This window comes from Planifilum fimeticola (assembly GCF_003001905.1).
GTDB lineage: Bacteria > Bacillota > Bacilli > Thermoactinomycetales > DSM-44946 > Planifilum > Planifilum fimeticola.
On sequence record NZ_PVNE01000010.1, the window covers coordinates 39,889 to 58,704 of the forward strand.

Here is an 18,816-nt window from a genome sequence, read left to right on the forward strand (position 1 = left end):
GGGGAAATGGGGAAGACGGGCCGGGCACTTCCGGCTTTTCAACGCGCTTCTGATTCCGTCGTCGCTTTACATCATCGCCCGAATCCGGGGGAAAAAGGGGGAGAAGAAGGGTGAGTCGCCGTCTGTTTAACCTCTTGGTGTGGGTCCTGGTGATGGGACTTCTTTCCGGTTGCTGGGATCGACGGGAAATCGAACAGCGCTCCTCCGTCTTCGCGATGGCGATCGACGAACATCCGAAAGGGGTGGAGGTGTCCGTTCAGATTCCGATTCCGATCATGATCGTCGGTTCCGGCGGAGGCGGCGGCGGTCAGGGTGGACAGGGGGCGGTTCACAATTTCTCGGCGGTGGGGAAAACGGTGTACGAAGCCCTGGAGAATCTCCAAAACCAGACCAACCACGATCTGTTTCTGGGTCACACCCGCCTGCTTTTTCTGAGCGAAAAGGTTGTCCGGAACAAGGGAATGAAAATCCTGGACGCCCTGCGCCGCCATCCCGAAATCCGCCGCCAGATCTGGCCGTTGATCGTCGACGGGCCGGCGAAGGATGCGCTGATGGTCAAGTTGAGGCTGGCCGAGATCCCGACGGAATATATCCTGGATTTTGTGGAAAACGGATCGAGCCACGGGAGAATGGCGGACACCACGTTGGGTCAATGGTTCATCAATCAGTCGGATCCGACGCGGTCGGCCTATATCAATTATCTGCACGTTGAACCGGGAATGGGCGGCGGCCAAGGGGATTCCGTCGGGCAGGGGAATTCCGACGGGCAAGGGGGTAACGCGGATGGAAAGGTTTTTTGGAAGGGGCTCGCGGTGATGAAGGGGGACCACATGGTGGGCAGCTTGTCGAGGGAAGAGAGCAATCCGATTCTGGAGCTTGTGGAAGAGAAGGCAGGTTATCCTGTGCGATTGAAGTGTTCGGACGGAAAGGGAATGATTACTTTCGAACCGAAGGTGGTCGATCCTTCGGTATCCGTGTCGCACCAGGGCAAAAAAGTAAAAATTCGGGTGAAGGTGGAGGTGTGGGGAGGGGTCGTGGAGAACACCTGTTCCAAACTGGATTTGAGCCAGGAGCAGGTCCTGAACAAGGTGGAGAAATGGCTGGAGCAGGCTTATGAAAAGCAGTTTCGGAAGACCTTGCACCTGGCGCAGAAGAAGTTTCGCACCGACGTGTTTCAGTTTGGATCGTTTCTCCATGCGTACCATCCGCATCTGTGGAATCGGATCGATTGGGAACGGGATTTTCCCAAGGCGGACGTGAAGGCGGATTATCAGGTGACGATCAACACCCTCAGTCTGGAAGCTCACTGATCACACCGGTCCCGTTTGGGACCGGTCTTTTGGTTTTGCAGAATCGGGGATTGAAATATACAATAAATGAGGGGGTCTTTTGGCCTAATCAGGAGTCCTCCCTTTGTATGTCCATCGTTTCCCGGGCGGCCGCGCCTTTTCAATCGGCCTGATCACTGTTATAATAATGAAAGTTTTGGTGGAGGGCGGTTATCCGCCGAACACCGCGGATGGAGATTGAATAATGAAACCTGTTGCTTACGGATTGGATACCGACAATTGGAAAAAATGGATGAACCAACAAGATCAGCCGTCATGGCGTGCGGAACAGGTCATGAACTGGCTTTTTCAAAAACGGAGCACGGATTTCAACGAAATGACCAACCTGCCCCGCGATCTCCGCCTTCGATTGGCGGACACGTTCACCTTGGATCCGCTGGAGCCCCTCGAAGTCCAAACCTCCCGGGACGGCACGGTGAAGTTTTTGTTCGGGCTTCGGGACGGCCATGCGATAGAAACGGTGATCATGCGCCACCGTTATGGAAACAGCGTCTGTGTCACCACTCAGGTCGGGTGCCGCATCGGTTGCACCTTTTGCGCCTCGACGCTGGGTGGGCTGAAACGCAATCTGGAGGCCGGGGAGATCGTCGCCCAGGTGGTGGCCGCCCAGCGCTATCTCGACCAGGAGGGAGAGCGCGTCCGCACGGTCGTTGTCATGGGTTCGGGAGAACCCTTCGAAAATTATGAGGAGACGATGAGGTTCATCCGGGTGATCAACGACCCTGAAGGCCTACGGATCGGACAGCGGCACATCACCGTATCCACGAGCGGCGTGGTACCCAATATCCGCCGGTTTGCCGAAGAAGGGCTGCAGGTGGGATTGGCCGTCTCCCTGCATGCCCCGAACAATGAGCTCCGGTCCAAACTGATGCCGATCAACCGCCGTTATCCCCTGCCGGAACTGATGGATGCTTGTTGGTATTATCTGGACATGACGGGGCGGCGCATCACCTTCGAATACGCCCTGATCGGCGATCGAAACGACGGGGAGGAGCATGCCCATGAGCTGGGCAAACTGCTATCGGGGATGAACTGTCTGGTCAACCTGATTCCCGTCAATTTCGTGCCGGAGCGAAACCTTCAGCGGACTCCGCGGGAGCGGATCTTCCGTTTTCAACAGGTCCTGCAGTCCTACAGGGTCAATACGACCATACGCCGGGAGCACGGAAGCGACATCGATGCGGCCTGTGGCCAGTTGCGGGCCAAGCGGATCGGGGTGCTGTAATATCCCTCTCGAACGCAAGAAGAGGGATGGAGGCGTGGAGAAAGGAGTTACCGGCATGGAAGCAGTATGGCGAACGGACAAAGGGAAGGTACGTCCGCAAAATGAAGATGCCGTTGACTTGTTCAGGTCGGATTTCGGATCGCTGGTTGCGGTGCTCGCCGACGGAATGGGAGGTCACCGGAGCGGCGAAGTGGCCAGCCGGCACGCGGTGCAGGTGATCCGGCGGGAGCTGCGCTCTCTTTCCCCCGACGCCAGCACGGAGGAGCAGAAAAAGCGGCTGTTGGATGCGGTGGTGAAGGCCAACGCGGAAGTGCACCAGTTGGCCGACGGAAACGAAGAGTACCGCGGGATGGGGACGACCGTGATCGCTGCGGTGGTGAGCGAGTCAGAAGTGGTTCTCGCCCACATCGGAGACAGTCGGGCGTATATCCTTCACGACGGGGGTCTGTACCAGCTGACGGAGGATCATTCGCTGGTCAACATGTTGATGAAGCACGGCCAGATTACCGAAGAGGAGGCCCGCACCCATCCGCACCGCAGCATGATCGTCAAAGCCCTGGGAACCAACACCGAAGTGGAGGCGGACATCATTGTCACTCCCTGGGAAAGGGAAGACATTCTCCTGATCTGCTCCGACGGATTGACCGATATCGTGGAGGAACGGGACATCGGTCTGGTCCTGACTTCGGATGTTTCCTTGTCGGAACAGGCGGACCAACTGATCCGGTTGGCTCTGGATGCTGGAGGAACAGACAACATATCCTTGATCCTGATTAAAAACGCGGGCGGGTCGACCCCGTCATCGTAGCTCGGAGGAGGAGCGGGATGACCATGTCAATGGAAGGGAGAAAGCTGGGGGGACGGTACGAAATCCTCTACCGGGTGGGCGGCGGCGGTATGGCCGTGGTATATAAAGCGAAGGATCTGCTGCTCAACCGCTATGTGGCCATCAAGGTGCTGAACGAATCGCTCAGCAATGATTCGGAATTTATAAGGCGTTTCAGCCGAGAGGCGCAAGCGGCCGCCAGTTTATCTCATCCCAACGTGGTAAATGTCTACGATGTAGGTCGGGAAGGGCACATCCACTACATCGTGATGGAATATGTGGAGGGGCCGACGCTGAAAGAATACATCCAGGAGAACGGGCCTCTCCCCCCGGAGGACGCGGTTCACATCGCCGTCCAGATCTGCGACGCTCTGGCCCATGCCCACGACAATCAGATCGTTCACCGGGATATTAAACCCCACAACATTCTTCTCGGATATAACGGGCGGGTCAAGGTGACCGACTTCGGGATCGCCCGGGCGGCCACCTCTTCCACTATCACCCAGACCGGGTCGGTGATGGGATCGGTTCACTATTTCTCGCCGGAACAGGCCCGGGGCGGAGTGATCGGTGAAAAGTCCGACCTCTATTCCCTCGGGATCGTAATGTACGAAATGGTAACGGGAGAGCTTCCCTTTGACGGGGATTCCGCCATCGGCATCGCCCTCAAACATCTGCAGGAACAGGCGGTGGAACCGAAGGAGCTCCGTCCCGATCTGCCGGACAGCGTGAACCGGGCGATCCTGAAGGCGCTGGAGAAGGATCCGGATAAGCGGTTTGCATCCGCCCGGGCGATGATGCAGGAGCTCCAGTACATTCTCCACGGGATGGATTTGCCTCAGCCCGGCTGGGTCCAAAACGCCGCCCGGGCGAGAGAGATGGAGGCACGGCAGCCGAATCGGGTTCCGAACCGGGAATCGGAGGCGGAGGTTGCGTCGAAGGAGCCGGAGGATATTCCTGCGGTGGGCGAGAAAACCCTTTCCCGCCTCGAACGGCTCCGTCATGCGCCGGCGGACAAGGAGAAGACCCTCCTGCAGCGGACGGTCGTCTGGCTGGAAAATGCCCGCGCCAATATGCCCTGGTGGCAGAAGGTGCTTTTCGGAATGTTTACCTTCGCCGTGATCATCACCCTGTCCGTTATCGGGTTCAACGCGGTGATGGGCATTTTCACCGGCGGCGATGACAATCCCCCGGGCGCCGACGCGAAACCCAACGCGATGGAGATGGCGGATTTGACGGGGAAGCAGCTGGCCGAGGCAAAACAATGGCTGAAGGATAACGGCTTCCCGGACCCCTCCGTCAAGGTGGAACAGCACGGAAAGTATAAGCACAACGAAGTGATCAATCAGAGCCCGTCCCCGGGGAAACAGGTGGTCCCGAAGAATACCCAGGTCAGACTCACCGTCAATTCGACGGAGAACATGATCGAAGTAAGGGATTTCCGCGGGATTTATGAGTCGAGAATCCGGGACGACATTAAACCCCAGGTGGATTACAATATCGAGTTCAAGTATTGGCCTTCCAACGAAGTCAGTACCTATCAGGCCTTTACACAGGATCCGGCTCCCGGCGAATATGTGGAACCGGGCGGCACGGTCAACGTATGGATCAACATCCCCAAACGGATAGATCCTCCGCCGGGAAACGATGACGACGACTGAGGACGGGGATCGCTTCATCGGGGGGAAGGCGCCGTCTTTTGTCCACCTGACGGAAGACGTCGCCGGCCCCTGACGTCATCCATTTGAGAACGCATCCGGGATGAAGGAGGTTGTCTATGCCGGAAGGACAGATCGTACGCGCGGTGGGCGGTTTTTTCGACGTGCGCACGCCGGAAGGGGACATCCGGTGCCGGGCGCGCGGGATATTGAAAAAGAAGAACCTGTCGCCCCTGGTGGGGGATTATGTGATCTTTGAGCGGACGGGACCGGAGGAAGGGGTGGTGACGGAGGTCCGGCCGCGCCGCACGCAGCTGGTCCGGCCGCCGATCGCCAACGTGGAGCAGGCAGTGGTTCTCTTCTCCCTTCGGGAACCTCCCCTTCAGCCGGTGCTGTTGGATCGCATTCTCGTCCACTGCGAGCGGGCGGGGCTCCGCGTGTGCATCTGTCTGACCAAACTGGATCTGGCTCCGGATCGGACGGAAGTGGATCGGATCGCCAAACTCTACGCGCCTGCCGGGTACCGGGTGGTCGCCACCAGCATCCGTACCGGCGAAGGCGTGGAGCAGGTGAAGGAATGGTTGAAGGGCACCTTGTCCGTTTTCGCCGGTCCCTCCGGGGTGGGCAAATCCTCCCTGCTCAACGAGATCCTTCCGGGCCTCAAGCTGCGGACGGGGCAAGTGAGCGCCAAATTGGGACGGGGGCGCCATACCACCCGTCGTGTGGAGATCATCGATCTTCCCGACGGCGGTCGTGTGGCGGACTCCCCCGGGTTCAGCAGGTTGGATTTCACCGGGATGGAGGAGACGGATCTGGGGGAATGTTTCCCCGAGATCCGCGAGCACGCCGTCCATTGCGCTTTTCGAGGATGCCTGCACCGGGAGGAACCGAACTGCGCGGTGCGGGAGGCGGCGGACAGAGGGGAGATCGATCCCGGACGCTATCGGCATTATCTTCAATTTCTGCAGGAAATCAGCGAGGATCGGAGGTTCACGAGATGGTAAAAATCGCACCCTCCCTGTTGTCCGCCGATTTTTCCCGCCTGAAGGAGGAGTTGGCCGAGGCGGAAGCGGCGGGCGCTGATTGGATTCATGTGGACGTGATGGACGGGCATTTCGTCCCCAACCTGACCATCGGACCCCTGGTGGTGGAGGCGATCCGGCCTCACACGCGCTTGCCCCTGGATGTGCACCTGATGATCGAGGATCCGGACCGCTATATCCCCGCCTTCGCCAAGAGCGGAGCGGACTGGATCACCATCCACCAGGAGGCCTGTCCTCATCTGCACCGGAGCGTTTCCCTCATCGCGGAGCAGGGGGTCAAAGCGGGGGTGGCGGTCAACCCGGCAACGCCGGTCTCCCTGCTGGAGCCGATCCTTCCCTACATCGATCTGGTGTTGATCATGACGGTCAATCCCGGCTTCGGAGGGCAGAAGCTGATTCCCACCGCCCTGAAGAAGGTGGAACAGGTGAGGAGGATGCTGGAGGAGCTGGGCCGGACCGACGTGGAGATCGAGGTGGACGGAGGGATTCATCCGGGGAACGCCGGGGAGGCGACCGCCCTGGGCACGACGGTTTTGGTCGCCGGATCGGCCGTCTTCGGCGCGCCGGACCGCAGGGAGGCCATCGCCGCGATTCGGTCGGCGGCGGAAGCGGGAACATCGGCCGCCCGGCCTTCCGGTTGAGTTTTTTCGTGGTTGATTGGAAATATAGCGGAGTGAGGGTTTTGTCGAGACAACGAGGGGGGCAAGCCGCATTGGATTGTTGCAAGGGCGGGCTGGCGGCACCCCCCTCTTCCAGTTGGAATGATTTCACCGAAAAGCAGTTTCTTTTTTGGACGGTGAGGTGCGATGCAGTCCGGACGTTCCGAACGGGTGGTGATCGTGACCGGCGGCGGGTTGGATCAGGAGGATTTAAAGGAAATCCGTCCGCGGGATGATTTTTTGATCGGGGTGGATGGCGGAATCGCCGCGCTCCTCGAAACCGGCCTTCTTCCTCACCTGGCGGTGGGGGATTTTGATTCGGCGGGGATGGAGATGCACGAACGGCTTGCGACGATGGGGGTTCCCATCGAGAAGCTGCCCGCCGAAAAGGATGTGACGGATACGCATTTTGCCGTGACGGAAGCCCTCAAACGGCGCCCCGGGACCGTTCTCCTCCTGGGGGCGATCGGCACGAGGTTCGATCACACGCTGGCCAACCTGTTTCTCTTGGAGATGCTGGAAAGGGAAGGTGTGCGGGGAGAGATTCGCAACCGTCACAATCGGATACGTCTCCTGCGGGGCGGGGACGCCTGCCGGGTGCGAAGGAGCCGTTACCGCTATCTTTCCCTGCTCCCTCTTACCGAAACGGCGTCGGGAGTGACCCTCACCGGATTTCGTTATCCCTTGACGGAAGCGGTCCTGCGAAGGAGTGACTCCCTGGGAGTCAGCAACGAGCTGGTGGAGGAGGAGGGGGCGATCGCGATTCGATCGGGGATGCTCTTCGTCGTGGAAAGCCGGGACTGATCATCCCGCGGAAAGCAGGCTTTCGACCGCCCATTCCGCCTTTCCCTACCTTCGGTCAGGGATGACCCGAGTCTCTTTCACCCTCCCGCCATATTCCAGGCACACATCGGCGGATTCCGCATATATATAAGTGAGCGGGTGACGGTCGGGTCGACGACATCTGGCAAGGAGGGGTAGGGGTGAAATTTTACACCATCAAACTCCCGAAGTTTCTCGGCGGGATGATCAGGGCCCTGTTGGGGATCTTCAGCAAGGAAAAGTGAACAGCGGTGTACGACGAGCGAAATCGCCCAGGGAAACGCCCTGCGGTATCCCGTTTGCCGAAGAACCTGAAGGTCCGGCATTAGGAGTGAATAACCTGCGATCTCGGTTGGACCCGCCGGCTGGGGCGCGCTGGGCGATTTTGACATGCTCGGCGAGAAAGTCAGGAAAAACGGAATTATTCCTTGGGTTGTCTTAAAATGGATAACGACTTGGCGCACCGGTGGCGGTGCGTTTTTTTAATGAAAAAAACCCGTCGTCGTCAGACGCGGGTTACTTTTCCCGATTTGAGGGCTTTGGTGCTGACATATACCCGTTTCGGCTTGCCGTCAACGAGAATGCGAACTTTTTGCACGTTTACGCCCCATTTGCGCTTCGTCTTCCGGTTGGAATGGCTCACCTTGTTGCCGGTGTGCCCTTTTTTCCCGGTGATGTAGCAGCGACGCGCCATCCGACTCCACCTCCCGTCCGATAAGTGCAGCAACACCATCATATCTTAACACAGATCCCCATCCCTTGCAAGGATGCGAAACGTTCAGTATGATAGGTGTGGTCATGTTTTTTCTTATGATCCCGTATTGTCAAATCGTCTTACCATGCTCCCACTCCAAGGAGGAATCGCGATGGCGGTTGAAATGTCCACCTCCCTCGGCCGCATTGACGTGTCGGAAGAGGTGATCAGCACCATTGCGGGTGCTGCGGCAATGGATTGTTACGGGCTGGTGGGAATGGCTTCCCGAAGCCAGTTGAAGGACGGAATTACCGATCTGCTCGGATGGGAAAATCTGAACAAAGGGATTGAAGTTCGCACAGAGGACGGAGAGCTGGTGATCGATCTCCACATCATTGTCGGTTACGGTACCAAGATCTCCGAAGTGGCGCATAACGTGCAGTCCAAGGTGAAGTACACCCTGAACCAGATGGTCGGGTTGACGGTGAACAAGGTAAACGTCTTTGTTCAGGGCGTACGCTTGGTGAATGAGGATTGAGGGGGATACGGTTTGACACAGAAGATTGATGCGGCTTGCTTTCATCGGATGATACGCGGAGGTGCCCTCTTCCTCCGGCAAAACGAGGAACGGGTCAACGCGCTGAACGTCTTTCCGGTTCCGGACGGAGATACGGGTACCAACATGAACCTGACGCTCTCCTCGGGAGTGAGAGAGATGGACAAGGTATCCTCTCCCTCTCGGGTGGGCGATTTGGCGGAAGCCCTTTCAAAGGGCCTCCTGATGGGGGCGAGGGGCAATTCGGGAGTGATCCTGTCCCAGCTCTTTCGCGGTTTTTCCAAGGCAGTGGCGGGTAAGGAGACCATCGACGCCCGGGAGCTGGCAGAGGCGTTCAAACGGGGCGTCGATATGGCATACAAGGCGGTCATGAAACCGGTTGAGGGGACGATTCTGACGGTTTCCCGGGAAGCGGCGGATATGGGCATGATCCGTTCCCGGCAGACGGACGACCCGGCGGAAGTCCTGGCGGAAGTACTGTCCGGAGCCCGGAAATCCTTGGAGAGGACGCCCCAACTGCTGCCGATTTTGGCGGAGACGAACGTCGTCGATGCCGGCGGGCAGGGATTGGTGTATATCCTCGAGGGGTTTTTGTCCGCCCTCCGGGGAGAGGCGGTTCCCGAAGAGATGGACGGCGATGCTTCCGCCTTCGGGGAGGATCGCTCCCTCACCGCCGTTGCCCATGGCGAGACGGCCCAGTCCAAAATCGATCCTGCGACGATCGAACATGGGTATTGTACGGAGTTCATCATTCGCCGAAAGGGCGCGGGAACCTTCGATGAAGGAGCATTCCGCGGTGAGATCGGCGCCTTCGGCGATTCTCTGCTGGTGGTTGCCGATGACGAATTGGTCAAGGTACATATCCATTCGGAGCGCCCCGGCGATGTCCTGAATTTCGCCCAGAAGTTCGGCGATCTGACGAACATCAAGATCGAGAACATGCGGGAACAGCATGCCCATTGGGCAGGGACCGACGCGCCCGTGGAGCAAGGGACGGCGGTTCCCGCGGAAACGGCGGCGGAGCGCAAATCCCACGGCATCGTCGCCGTCGCTTCGGGCGAGGGAGTTGTCAGGATGTTCCGCAGCCTGGGCGCCGATGAGGTGATCGAGGGCGGCCAGACGATGAATCCCAGCACGGAGGATATCGTGAAGGCGATTCGGGGATTGTCCGCCGATCACGTGTTTGTCTTGCCGAACAACAAAAACATCGTCATGGCTGCGGAACAGGCGGCGGAGCTGGTGGAAATCCCGGTGACGGTGCTCCCGACCCGTACCGTGCTTCAGGGCCTGACGGCGCTGATCGCCTTTGATCCCGATGCCGATGCGGAAATGAACCGGCAGAAGATGGTGAAGGCGCTTGAGAGTGTGCGCTGCGGCGAGGTCACCTATGCTGTGCGGGATTCCCAGGTGAACGGCCATTCCATCAAGGAAGGGGACTTCATCGGGATTTACGAAGGGAAGATTGAGACGGTCGGCGGCAGCCTGATCGCCACCTCCAGGGATCTTCTGCAGAAGATGCTTGCCCGGGGCGGAGAATTGGTGACCATTTTGTATGGAAAAGACGTGACCGACGCCCAGGTGAAGGAATTGTCCGATTTCCTGGCCAGAAATTATCCGGATGTGGAGAGCGAGATTCATTACGGGGGTCAGCCGCTGTATTTCTTTCTCATCACCATTGAGTAGCGGAGGTGCTCGTTGTGGGCCGAGTAAAAGTGATCACGGACAGCACTGCGGATATTCCCGCCGAACTGATTCAGGAACTGGACATCGGAGTGGTGCCCCTGAAGGTGCATTTGGGGGGGACCTCCTACCTTGACGGTGTGACCATCAAACCGGACGAGTTCTATCGGAAGCTGCGGGAGTCCTCGGATCTTCCGACCACATCCCAGCCGTCGCCGATCGATTTCGTGGAGGTGTACCGGGAAGCGGCCAAGGAGGGAGACACGGACATTTTGTCCATCCACCTTTCTTCGGCCCTGAGCGGCACCTATCAATCGGCTCTCTTGGCTAAGTCGATGGTGGAAAGCGAATTCAAGGTGACGGTGCTGGATTCGAAAAAAGCTTCCTTTGCCATCGGCCTCATCGTCGTGGAAGTGGCCCGGGCGGCCAAGGCCGGGAAGTCGATCGATGAATGCGTCGCTCTGGCCAACCGGATGATCGAGGGAGAACAGGTTCTGTTTCTGGTGGACACGCTGGATTATCTGCAAAAGGGCGGAAGGATCGGAAAGGCATCAGCCCTTGTCGGATCTCTGTTAAATATCAAGCCGATCCTTTCCCTCAGCGATCAGGGAGAAGTTTATCCCGTCGACAAGGTGAGAGGGGCGAGCAAGGCGGAGGCCCGGGTGTTCGAATTGCTTCGCGAGAAGGTGGCGGCCGGCAGCCGGGTGATCGCAGGCGTGGTCCATGCCGAGCGGAAGTCCAAGGCGGAGGAATGGGCCGCCAAATTGCGAGAACAATACGAGGTGGAGGAATTGACGATCACGGACGTGGGCCCGGTGATCGGCACCCATACAGGTCCCGGTGTGCTCGGAGTCATCCTTTATGCGGAATGATTTCGGTCTTGCGGAGATGATCAGGCTCCCGCCAATTTGTTACCGGGGAGTCGGTGGGGAGGGTAACGGATGAAATATCGTTCGGTGTTTGATATTATCGGTCCGGTGATGATCGGTCCTTCCAGCTCCCACACGGCGGGAGCCGCCCGGATCGGCCGGGCAGCCCGTCAATTGTTCGGGCGGAAGCCCGAACGGGTGATGGTGACGCTGTACGGATCCTTTGCCAAGACCTACCGGGGACACGGCACGGACATCGCTCTCATCGGTGGCGTGCTCGATTTTGATACCTTCGACAAGCGGATCGTGAGGTCTCTGGAAATCGCCCGGGAGCAGGGGATCGAAGTGGAGTTTCGGGAGTCGGAGGAGGTGCCCGAGCACCCCAACACGGTTCGGCTTCGCCTGGAAGACGAGCGGGGAGCGACGGAGGTGGTCGGCGTTTCCATCGGAGGCGGCAAGATGGAGATTGTGGAGTTGAACGGTTTCGAACTGAAGATGACCGGCAATTCCCCGACCCTGCTCGTCCCGCACCAAGATCGCTACGGAGCGATTGCCGCCGTCGCCGGCGTTCTCGCCCGGCACCGGATCAACATCGGATATATGCAGGTTTCCCGCAAGGAAAAAGGGTCGGAAGCCTTGATGATCATCGAGACGGATCAGGCGGTGGGGCAGAAGGTGCTGGATGAGATCGCCGCCCAGCCGGGAATCACGGGAGCCACTCTGTTCGCCTGAATGTCGTGTCCGAAAGGAGCCGTATGAATGAGATTTCGAACCGTAGCTGAGCTGGTGGAGATTGCCGAGTCGGAAGGCATTCCCATCTCTGAAGTGATGATTCGCTCCGAAATGGAGGCGACGGGACAGTCGCGGGAGCGGATTGTCGGGAAAATGGAAGAGAGCCTGGACGTCATGGAGAAGGCCATCCGCCGCGGCTTGGAAGAGGAGGTTCGCTCTCGCAGCGGTTTGACCGGAGGGGACGCCCGCCGGATTGACCAATACCGGAAAAACGCCAAGGTATTGCTTTCCGGCCACCATGTATTGGATGCCGTCGCCAAGGCGACCGCCACCTCCGAAGTGAACGCGGCGATGGGAACGATCGTGGCCACACCGACGGCCGGGTCCTGCGGCATTCTCCCGGGGTGCGTGTTCGCCGCAGCGGAACTTTTGGGAAGCGACCGGGAGAAGATGGTGCGCGCCCTGTTTGTCGGCGGGGCTATCGGCTATGTGATCGCCAACAATGCGTTTATCTCCGGAGCGGCGGGGGGTTGCCAGGCGGAAGTGGGTTCCGCGACGGGAATGGCCGCTGCGGCGGTGGTGGAGATGGCCGGGGGAACGCCTTCCATGTCGGCGGAGGCGGTGGCCATCGCATTGAAAAACATGCTCGGGCTTGTGTGCGATCCCGTGGCCACGTTGGTGGAGGCTCCCTGTGTCAAGCGCAACGCCATGGGAGCGGCCATCGCCATGGTGGCGGCCGATATGGCCATGGCCGGCGTCCGGAGCATTATCCCCACGGACGAGGTGATCGAGGCGATGTACCGGATCGGCCGCGATATGCCGGTGTCGTTGAAGGAAACGGCATTGGGAGGGTTGGCGGCCACCCCGACGGGTCGGGCGCTGGAGCGCAAGATCTTCGGGACGCCGTCGAAGGAATGAGGCTGTCGGAAATTCCCGTCACCCAGGTGGCCGGCGTGGGGGAAAAGCGGGCGGAAGATCTGAACCGGTTGGGTATTGAGACGGTGGAGGATCTTTTGACCTATTTTCCCTTTCGGTACGATGACAACCGGTTGACCGATCTGAATCGGGCCGGCCACGGGGAGCGGATCACCGTCCGGGGGGAGGTATTCGGGGAGCCGAGTATCCGCTGGTACGGCAAGAAAAAGTCCCGTCTCACCGGGAAACTGATGGTGGACGGGATTCCGATTACCGTGATCTGGTTCAACCAGGCCTTTCTGAGGGACAAGCTTGTTTCCGGCAAACCGATCATCGTCGCCGGCAAGTGGGATCGCCACCGCTTACAGCTCACTGCGGAACGCACGCTGCTCGACCCCCAGCGGCAGGGGTATGAGGCGGGACGATTGGTTCCCGTTTATTCCGTCTCCGGATCGATCAAGGTGCAGTGGCTTCGGAGAACCATTCATCAAGCCTTTGTCCAATTTGGACGACATATCGAGGAGCCCCTCCCAAAAGCGCTGGTCCGGCGATACCGGCTGATGGATCGGGCGAAAGCCATGTACCTTCTTCATTTTCCACGTGGATGGGAAGAGGGGAAGCAGGCCCGACGCCGGATGGTGTACGAGGAGCTTTTTTTGTACGAGTTGAAGATCATGGCTCTCCGACGCCGGATTCGACGGGAATCCAGAGGGATTGCGCGCCAGTTGGACCGGAAGCGGATTGGAGCGTTCATCGCCTCCCTTTCCTTTCCCTTGACCGGCGCCCAACGCCGTGTGGTGGATGAGATCCTGTCCGACATGGCGAAGGAGGAGCAGATGTACCGCCTCCTGCAAGGGGATGTGGGTTCGGGGAAAACGGTGGTGGCGGCGATCGCCTTGTTTGCCAATCATCTGAGCGGATATCAGGGCGCCCTGATGGTCCCGACGGAAATCCTGGCGGAACAGCATGCCGAAACCCTCGGGAAGTTGCTGGAGCCCTTCGGGGTGCGCGTTGTGACGCTGACGGGCCGTCTTTCCGCCCGACAGAGGCGGGAAGTTCTCCGGGATATCGCCAACGGATCCGCCGATGTGGTGGTGGGAACCCACGCACTGATCCAGGAGGGAGTGGAATACCACCGGTTGGGCTTGGTGATCACCGACGAACAGCACCGTTTCGGCGTGAAACAGCGCGCGCGCCTGCGGGAAAAAGGGGAGTCCCCCGACGTGTTGTTCATGACGGCGACACCCATTCCGCGCACGCTCGCGATCACCGCTTTCGGAGAGATGGATGTCTCCGTAATTGACGAGATGCCCAAAGGAAGACAGCCGGTGGAAACGCACTGGGTTAAGCCCGATGTGTGGCCCCGGCTGATCCGGTTTATCGGACAGCGGTGCCGATCGGGGGAACAGGCCTACGTGATCTGCCCGCTGATCGAAGAGTCGGAAAAGATGGATTTGCAGAACGCCCAGTCGCTCTATGAAGAGCTGACCAAAGAGCTGGCTCCCCTTCGGGTCGGGCTTCTCCACGGCAAAATGGCGCCGGACCACAAGGATGAAGTGATGCGCCGCTTTGCGGCGGGGGATGTGCAGGTGCTGGTTTCCACCACCGTGGTGGAAGTGGGCGTCAATGTTCCCAAGGCGACCGTCATGGTGATCTATGACGCGGACCGCTTCGGGCTGGCCCAGCTGCATCAGCTTCGCGGCCGGGTCGGACGGGGCGGCGGCGAAGCGTTTTGCATCCTCGTGGCCAACCCGAAGTCGGAGACGGGAGTGGAACGCATGCGGATCCTGACGGAAACCGTGGATGGTTTTGAAATCGCCCGAAGGGATTTGGAACTGAGGGGTCCCGGAGAGTTTTTCGGCGTGAAGCAGAGCGGGATGCCGGATTTTCGCATTGCCGATCTGTCCCGGGACGAGCGAGTTTTGGAGGTGGCCCGGGCGGATGCCTGGGAGCTGGTGTCCCGGTCGGACTTTTGGGAGCGGGAGGAATGGGCGCCGCTGCATTCCCTCCTGAAAAGGGAAGGGCTGGACGACCCGAGTCTGGATTAAAGGCGTTTTTTCGGGCCGGTATCCAATCCCCTTCCACCTCTTGTGCATATTGTGCAGGGAGACAAAAAACCAGCTGGGGGCTTGGGAGTGAAACCGGAAGCGAACGCCTTGTACGAAGTAGCGGCACAGCATGTCAACCGGATTTTGGGCCGCAGAGCGGTGAGCGTCCGTCGCATCCATCATGTGATCGAACAGGCGAAGCAGGTTCGCCGGTCCGGCGGGGCTTTTGCCCTGCTTCAGTATTCGACGGAGTTGGTTCATCGCTTGTTTACGCCGGAAGAAGTGGAGAAGTTGAAGCAGTCGCCCCGATACAGGGAGTTGTCCCATCGATTGATTGATTTAATGGTGGAGGAACAGGTCATCACCCGACGGGAAGCGTTGATGTTGAAGCGGGCGGTTCGATGAAGGCGCCGCGCAAAAGTCGGTTGGGTTCCGCGAGATCGGGTGATGATTTTTGCGTTGCGGCGCTGCAAAAGACGGATCCGGAAAGGAGGGAGACGTCTCCCTTGAACAAAAAGGGGAAGGTGGCCCGTCCACGTTCTTCCGGCGCCGACCGCCCTCCTCGGTTCCAAAGGGAGCGGGAAGGCGATCGCTTCTTTCCCCCTCCTCTTTTTCCGGAGGAATTTCCGGACTTGTTCCCGTGGATGGATGAAGCCCCTCCTTTTTATCCCCCGCGGAGACAGTTGGAACCGTCGTGGGATATCCATTTCCGGGAGTTTTGGGAGATGGAGATTCCTCCCTCGGATGATGAGTGGGAAGCGTTTTTCGACTGGGAAGGGGAGGAAGCAGGGGAAGGGCGGAGGAGAAGGAGCTTTCCGGAATCGGATGGCGACAGACGGTTGGGTTCGGGGAATCCCTCTTCGCGCGGGAAGAGTCCCGTTCGACAGATGGAAAGCGTGGAAAAGTTGTCTCCATCCTTCGACGAAACGGAAGTGCTGGACAAAATCCGGACTCGTTCGCGCCATGAAGGAAGGAGCGCGAAAGGTTGAAGCCCGCCGAATACTCGGCGGGTTTTTTTTAAAAAAAATTGGCCCCCGAAAAAATCGGGAGCCCATGGTATCCGCCCGATGGCGGATACGGTATGGGAGAGGAGAAACCGGAGGAAGAGCTTATGGGGAAACTAAGTCTTCTTCGCGGTGACGGCATCCTCCTGTGCCGTCACTTCTATCTTTTCCCATGATCAGGGAATATATACACTGCAATGTTATTTTTCGGTGAAGATGGTGAAACTCTGCCGTTTTCCCCCGGCGGGGCTTTTGTGGTAGGATTAATTATGTTCAATCCGCCGCGGGAGGTGTGAGGATGCGCGTGATCGCCGGTTCGGCCCGCGGCATCCGGTTGAAAATGGTTCCCGGAAATCACGTTCGGCCGACGTCGGACCGGGTGAAGGAAACCCTCTTTCAGGTGATCGGTCCCTACTTCGACGGCGGCTGGGCCCTGGACCTGTTTGCAGGCACGGGCTCCCTCGGCATCGAAGCCCTGAGCCGGGGGTGTGACCGGGTTGTCTTTGTCGACCGATCCCGGGCAAGTGTGTACACCATCAAGGACAATTTGCAAAAAACCGGATTCATCAAGCGTTCGGAGGTGCTTCGGGAGGATGTCCGGAGCGCTTTGCGGAAGCTGGCCCGGCGGGAAACCCGGTTTCGGCTGGTTTTCCTGGATCCCCCCTACCGGGAAAACCTGCTGATGCCGGTGCTGGAGAAAATCGCGGCAGCACCCCTGCTCGGAGAAGGCGGTGTCGTGGTTGCCGAACATGATTTTCGCCATCCCCCGCCGGATCGGGTCGCAACGCTCACGGCCTATCGGCGGATGACCTTCGGCGATGCGGCCATCACTCTGTACGCTCCGGACGCGGATGAATGAAACAAAGGAGTTGGCGAGCATGAGCATCGCGGTGTATCCAGGCAGTTTTGACCCGATTACATACGGTCATCTGGACATCATTCGAAGGGGATGCCGGGTCTTTGACCGGCTCATCGTGGCCGTTTTGCACAACGCCTCCAAGCAGCCTCTCTTCACCGTCGAGGAGCGGATGGCCTTGATCCGCGAGGTGACGAAAGAGATGCCCAACGTGGAGGTGGACAGCTTCGACGGACTGTTGGTGGACTATATCCGCTCCATCAAGGCCGACGTCATCCTGAGGGGGCTCCGGGCGATCTCCGATTTCGAGTACGAACTGCAAATCGCCTCCATCAACCGGGAGATGAACAAGGAGGCGGAGACCCTGTTCATGATGACCAACAACAAATACTCCTTTCTCAGTTCGGGAATTGTCAAGGAATTCGCCAAATACGGAGCCGATGTCGGGGAATTGGTCCCCGACGCGGTGAAAAAGGCTCTGATGGTGAAGTACGGCCATCTGAAGCAGGATTAACCGGCTTTACGAATCGCCGCGACGGATCGCCGGATCCACCGGAAGGCCGTCGCGACGACGATCATCCCGGTGAGCAGGAGGAGCGCTCTGCCTCCGATGTGCAGGAACCGTTCCAGCATGGATGTCCATCCCGCTTCGGGAACCTGCTGCAAAAAGGCCGGTATGGCTGCATCGGACAGAAGATATTGATGAACGGGGTCCCAAATGATCAGGGTGATCAGGCCGGCGAGGGCCCCGTGCAGAATCCGGGCGAAAAAGTAAGGCGTGTAGCGGATGTCGGTGCTGCTCAGAATGCTGGCCACCTGGGCGTGGACCGAGAGGCCGCTCCAGGCGGTGACCATGCCGGCGATGGCGATTTTGTAGACCATGTCCACCGTTTCCGGGGCGACGCTGGCCTTCTGGGCTCCCAGGGTGATTTCAAAGGTTCCGGTAATCAGGGCAGGTGCCAGTTCCGTCGGTATCTGCAGCAGGGAAAGCAACAGGCCGAGGAAGCCGGAGAGCAGTTCGGTGACCCCGATTTTCGTCAAGACGTCGGTGATGACGGAGAACATGATGATGTACCCTCCGACGAGGAGAAGGGTTTGGATGGACGAAGTGACGGAGTCCCCCATCAGCTGCCCCAGGCTGCGCCCGTCCTTGAGCCGGGCTTGGTGCATGGCCCGGAACGCTCGCAGGAGAAAGAAGGATTGATCGGCGGGAACAGGCGGCGTCGAATCCCCCCGCGGGTCGTGGAAACGCATCGCCAGACCGACCAGCAGGCTGGAGGTGTAGTGGGCGATGGCGATCACCACGCCGAGGGAAACGTCGTGGAAAAACCCGACGGCCACAGCCCCGAACATGAACAGGGGATCCGCGGTATTGGTGAAGGAAACCAGTCTTTCGCCCTCGGAGCGGGAGAGCAGTTTCTGCTCGCGAAGTCGGGCCGTCAGTTTGGCGCCGATCGGATAACCCGATGCCAGCCCCATCGCCATGACAAAGGCGCCCGTTCCGGGAACGCGGAAAAGGGGGCGCATGAAGGGCTCCAACAGAACTCCCATAAAGTGGACGACGCCGAAACCCATCAGGATTTCCGATGCGACAAAAAAGGGAAGCAGGGCGGGAAAGACCACATCCCACCAGATTTTCAGCCCTTTCAGGGCCGAATCAAAGGCTTGCTCCGGATACAGGAGCAGCGATAGAACCAAAAAAGCCGCCACTGTTCCAAACAGGATCGTTTTCAATTGGTTTCTGTGTACAGACGTCCTGGGTTGCACCTTCTTTCCTCCCGTTCTTGCAGTGTTTGATAACATGTCTACGCGATGGGGGACGGAAATAGACCGCTCGTCTTATCCGTCAGTTGGAGGATGTTTGATGTGAAAAGGAGGCG

The 18,816-nt window shown here is 58.9% G+C and carries 20 protein-coding genes; 18 read left to right on the top strand and 2 right to left on the bottom strand.

All coding sequences use genetic code 11. The features are described 5' to 3' along the window. Positions 1-110 precede the first annotated feature (110 nt). The 8 genes from CLV97_RS07765 to spoVM all read left to right on the top strand — a co-directional run bounded on the left by CLV97_RS07765 (position 111) and on the right by spoVM (position 7,827). A complete protein-coding gene (locus CLV97_RS07765) occupies positions 111-1,310 on the top strand; it encodes a Ger(x)C family spore germination protein (protein WP_146130431.1) in 1,200 nt (399 codons plus the stop codon). A gap of 223 nt (positions 1,311-1,533) precedes the next feature. Beyond that, the gene (rlmN, locus tag CLV97_RS07770; protein WP_106344958.1) at positions 1,534-2,574 is read left to right on the top strand and encodes a dual-specificity RNA methyltransferase RlmN; all 1,041 of its coding nucleotides are present in this window, start codon (positions 1,534-1,536) and stop codon (positions 2,572-2,574) included. Positions 2,575-2,629: 55 nt separating this feature from the next. Then, positions 2,630-3,382: a Stp1/IreP family PP2C-type Ser/Thr phosphatase gene (locus CLV97_RS07775; RefSeq protein ID WP_170070405.1), complete on the top strand. Its 753-nt coding sequence runs from the start codon at positions 2,630-2,632 to the stop codon at positions 3,380-3,382. Between the two features lie 29 nt (positions 3,383-3,411). After that, positions 3,412-5,061, top strand: coding sequence for a Stk1 family PASTA domain-containing Ser/Thr kinase (gene pknB / locus CLV97_RS07780; protein ID WP_245891436.1), 1,650 nt, complete (start codon positions 3,412-3,414; stop codon positions 5,059-5,061). Between the two features lie 116 nt (positions 5,062-5,177). Further along, positions 5,178-6,062, top strand: coding sequence for a ribosome small subunit-dependent GTPase A (gene rsgA, locus CLV97_RS07785; protein ID WP_106344961.1), 885 nt, complete (start codon positions 5,178-5,180; stop codon positions 6,060-6,062). Further along, a complete protein-coding gene (gene rpe, locus CLV97_RS07790) occupies positions 6,056-6,742 on the top strand; it encodes a ribulose-phosphate 3-epimerase (protein WP_106344962.1) in 687 nt (228 codons plus the stop codon). The genes rsgA and rpe overlap by 7 nt, the downstream gene beginning before the upstream one ends. 165 nt (positions 6,743-6,907) lie before the next feature. Further along, positions 6,908-7,564, top strand: a complete 657-nt coding sequence (locus tag CLV97_RS07795) for a thiamine diphosphokinase (protein WP_106344963.1) — start codon at positions 6,908-6,910, stop codon at positions 7,562-7,564. A 179-nt stretch (positions 7,565-7,743) separates the two neighbouring features. Further along, on the top strand, positions 7,744-7,827 hold the full coding sequence (spoVM, locus tag CLV97_RS07800) for a stage V sporulation protein SpoVM (RefSeq protein WP_106344964.1): 84 nt from the start codon (positions 7,744-7,746) through the stop codon (positions 7,825-7,827). A 260-nt stretch (positions 7,828-8,087) separates the two neighbouring features. On the opposite strand, the gene rpmB is transcribed toward spoVM, so the two are convergent. Then, a complete protein-coding gene (gene rpmB / locus CLV97_RS07805; RefSeq protein WP_106344965.1) occupies positions 8,088-8,276 on the bottom strand; it encodes a 50S ribosomal protein L28 in 189 nt (62 codons plus the stop codon). Positions 8,277-8,448: 172 nt separating this feature from the next. On the opposite strand from rpmB, the gene CLV97_RS07810 reads away from it, so the two are divergent. The 10 genes from CLV97_RS07810 (at position 8,449) to coaD (ending at position 17,450) form a co-directional block, all read left to right on the top strand. Continuing rightward, positions 8,449-8,814 (top strand): Asp23/Gls24 family envelope stress response protein, encoded by a 366-nt coding sequence (locus CLV97_RS07810; protein ID WP_106344966.1) that lies wholly within the window; start codon positions 8,449-8,451, stop codon positions 8,812-8,814. A 12-nt stretch (positions 8,815-8,826) separates the two neighbouring features. Then, on the top strand, positions 8,827-10,515 hold the full coding sequence (locus tag CLV97_RS07815; protein WP_425440554.1) for a DAK2 domain-containing protein: 1,689 nt from the start codon (positions 8,827-8,829) through the stop codon (positions 10,513-10,515). Between the two features lie 14 nt (positions 10,516-10,529). Continuing rightward, a complete protein-coding gene (locus tag CLV97_RS07820; RefSeq protein WP_106344967.1) occupies positions 10,530-11,384 on the top strand; it encodes a DegV family protein in 855 nt (284 codons plus the stop codon). A gap of 69 nt (positions 11,385-11,453) precedes the next feature. Beyond that, a complete protein-coding gene (gene sdaAB / locus CLV97_RS07825) occupies positions 11,454-12,113 on the top strand; it encodes an L-serine ammonia-lyase, iron-sulfur-dependent subunit beta (RefSeq protein ID WP_106344968.1) in 660 nt (219 codons plus the stop codon). Positions 12,114-12,140: 27 nt separating this feature from the next. After that, on the top strand, positions 12,141-13,031 hold the full coding sequence (gene sdaAA / locus CLV97_RS07830; protein WP_106344969.1) for an L-serine ammonia-lyase, iron-sulfur-dependent, subunit alpha: 891 nt from the start codon (positions 12,141-12,143) through the stop codon (positions 13,029-13,031). Beyond that, positions 13,028-15,076: an ATP-dependent DNA helicase RecG gene (gene recG / locus CLV97_RS07835; RefSeq protein WP_106344970.1), complete on the top strand. Its 2,049-nt coding sequence runs from the start codon at positions 13,028-13,030 to the stop codon at positions 15,074-15,076. Before sdaAA ends, recG begins: the two co-directional genes overlap by 4 nt. 87 nt (positions 15,077-15,163) lie before the next feature. Then, positions 15,164-15,481 carry a hypothetical protein gene (locus tag CLV97_RS07840; RefSeq protein ID WP_106344971.1) on the top strand — a complete coding sequence of 106 codons (318 nt, stop codon included), beginning with the start codon at positions 15,164-15,166 and terminating at the stop codon, positions 15,479-15,481. A gap of 320 nt (positions 15,482-15,801) precedes the next feature. Further along, positions 15,802-16,065 carry a hypothetical protein gene (locus CLV97_RS17860; RefSeq protein ID WP_170070406.1) on the top strand — a complete coding sequence of 88 codons (264 nt, stop codon included), beginning with the start codon at positions 15,802-15,804 and terminating at the stop codon, positions 16,063-16,065. A 313-nt stretch (positions 16,066-16,378) separates the two neighbouring features. After that, positions 16,379-16,939, top strand: coding sequence for a 16S rRNA (guanine(966)-N(2))-methyltransferase RsmD (gene rsmD / locus CLV97_RS07850; RefSeq protein ID WP_106344973.1), 561 nt, complete (start codon positions 16,379-16,381; stop codon positions 16,937-16,939). Positions 16,940-16,958: 19 nt separating this feature from the next. Beyond that, entirely contained in the window at positions 16,959-17,450 is a 492-nt protein-coding gene (gene coaD, locus CLV97_RS07855; RefSeq protein WP_106344974.1) for a pantetheine-phosphate adenylyltransferase, read from the top strand. Here coaD and ylbJ read toward each other — a convergent pair. Continuing rightward, positions 17,447-18,703: a sporulation integral membrane protein YlbJ gene (gene ylbJ, locus CLV97_RS07860; RefSeq protein WP_245891431.1), complete on the bottom strand. Its 1,257-nt coding sequence runs from the start codon at positions 18,701-18,703 to the stop codon at positions 17,447-17,449. The two genes, coaD and ylbJ, sit on opposite strands and share 4 nt — an antisense overlap. Between the last annotated feature and the right edge of the window lie 113 nt (positions 18,704-18,816).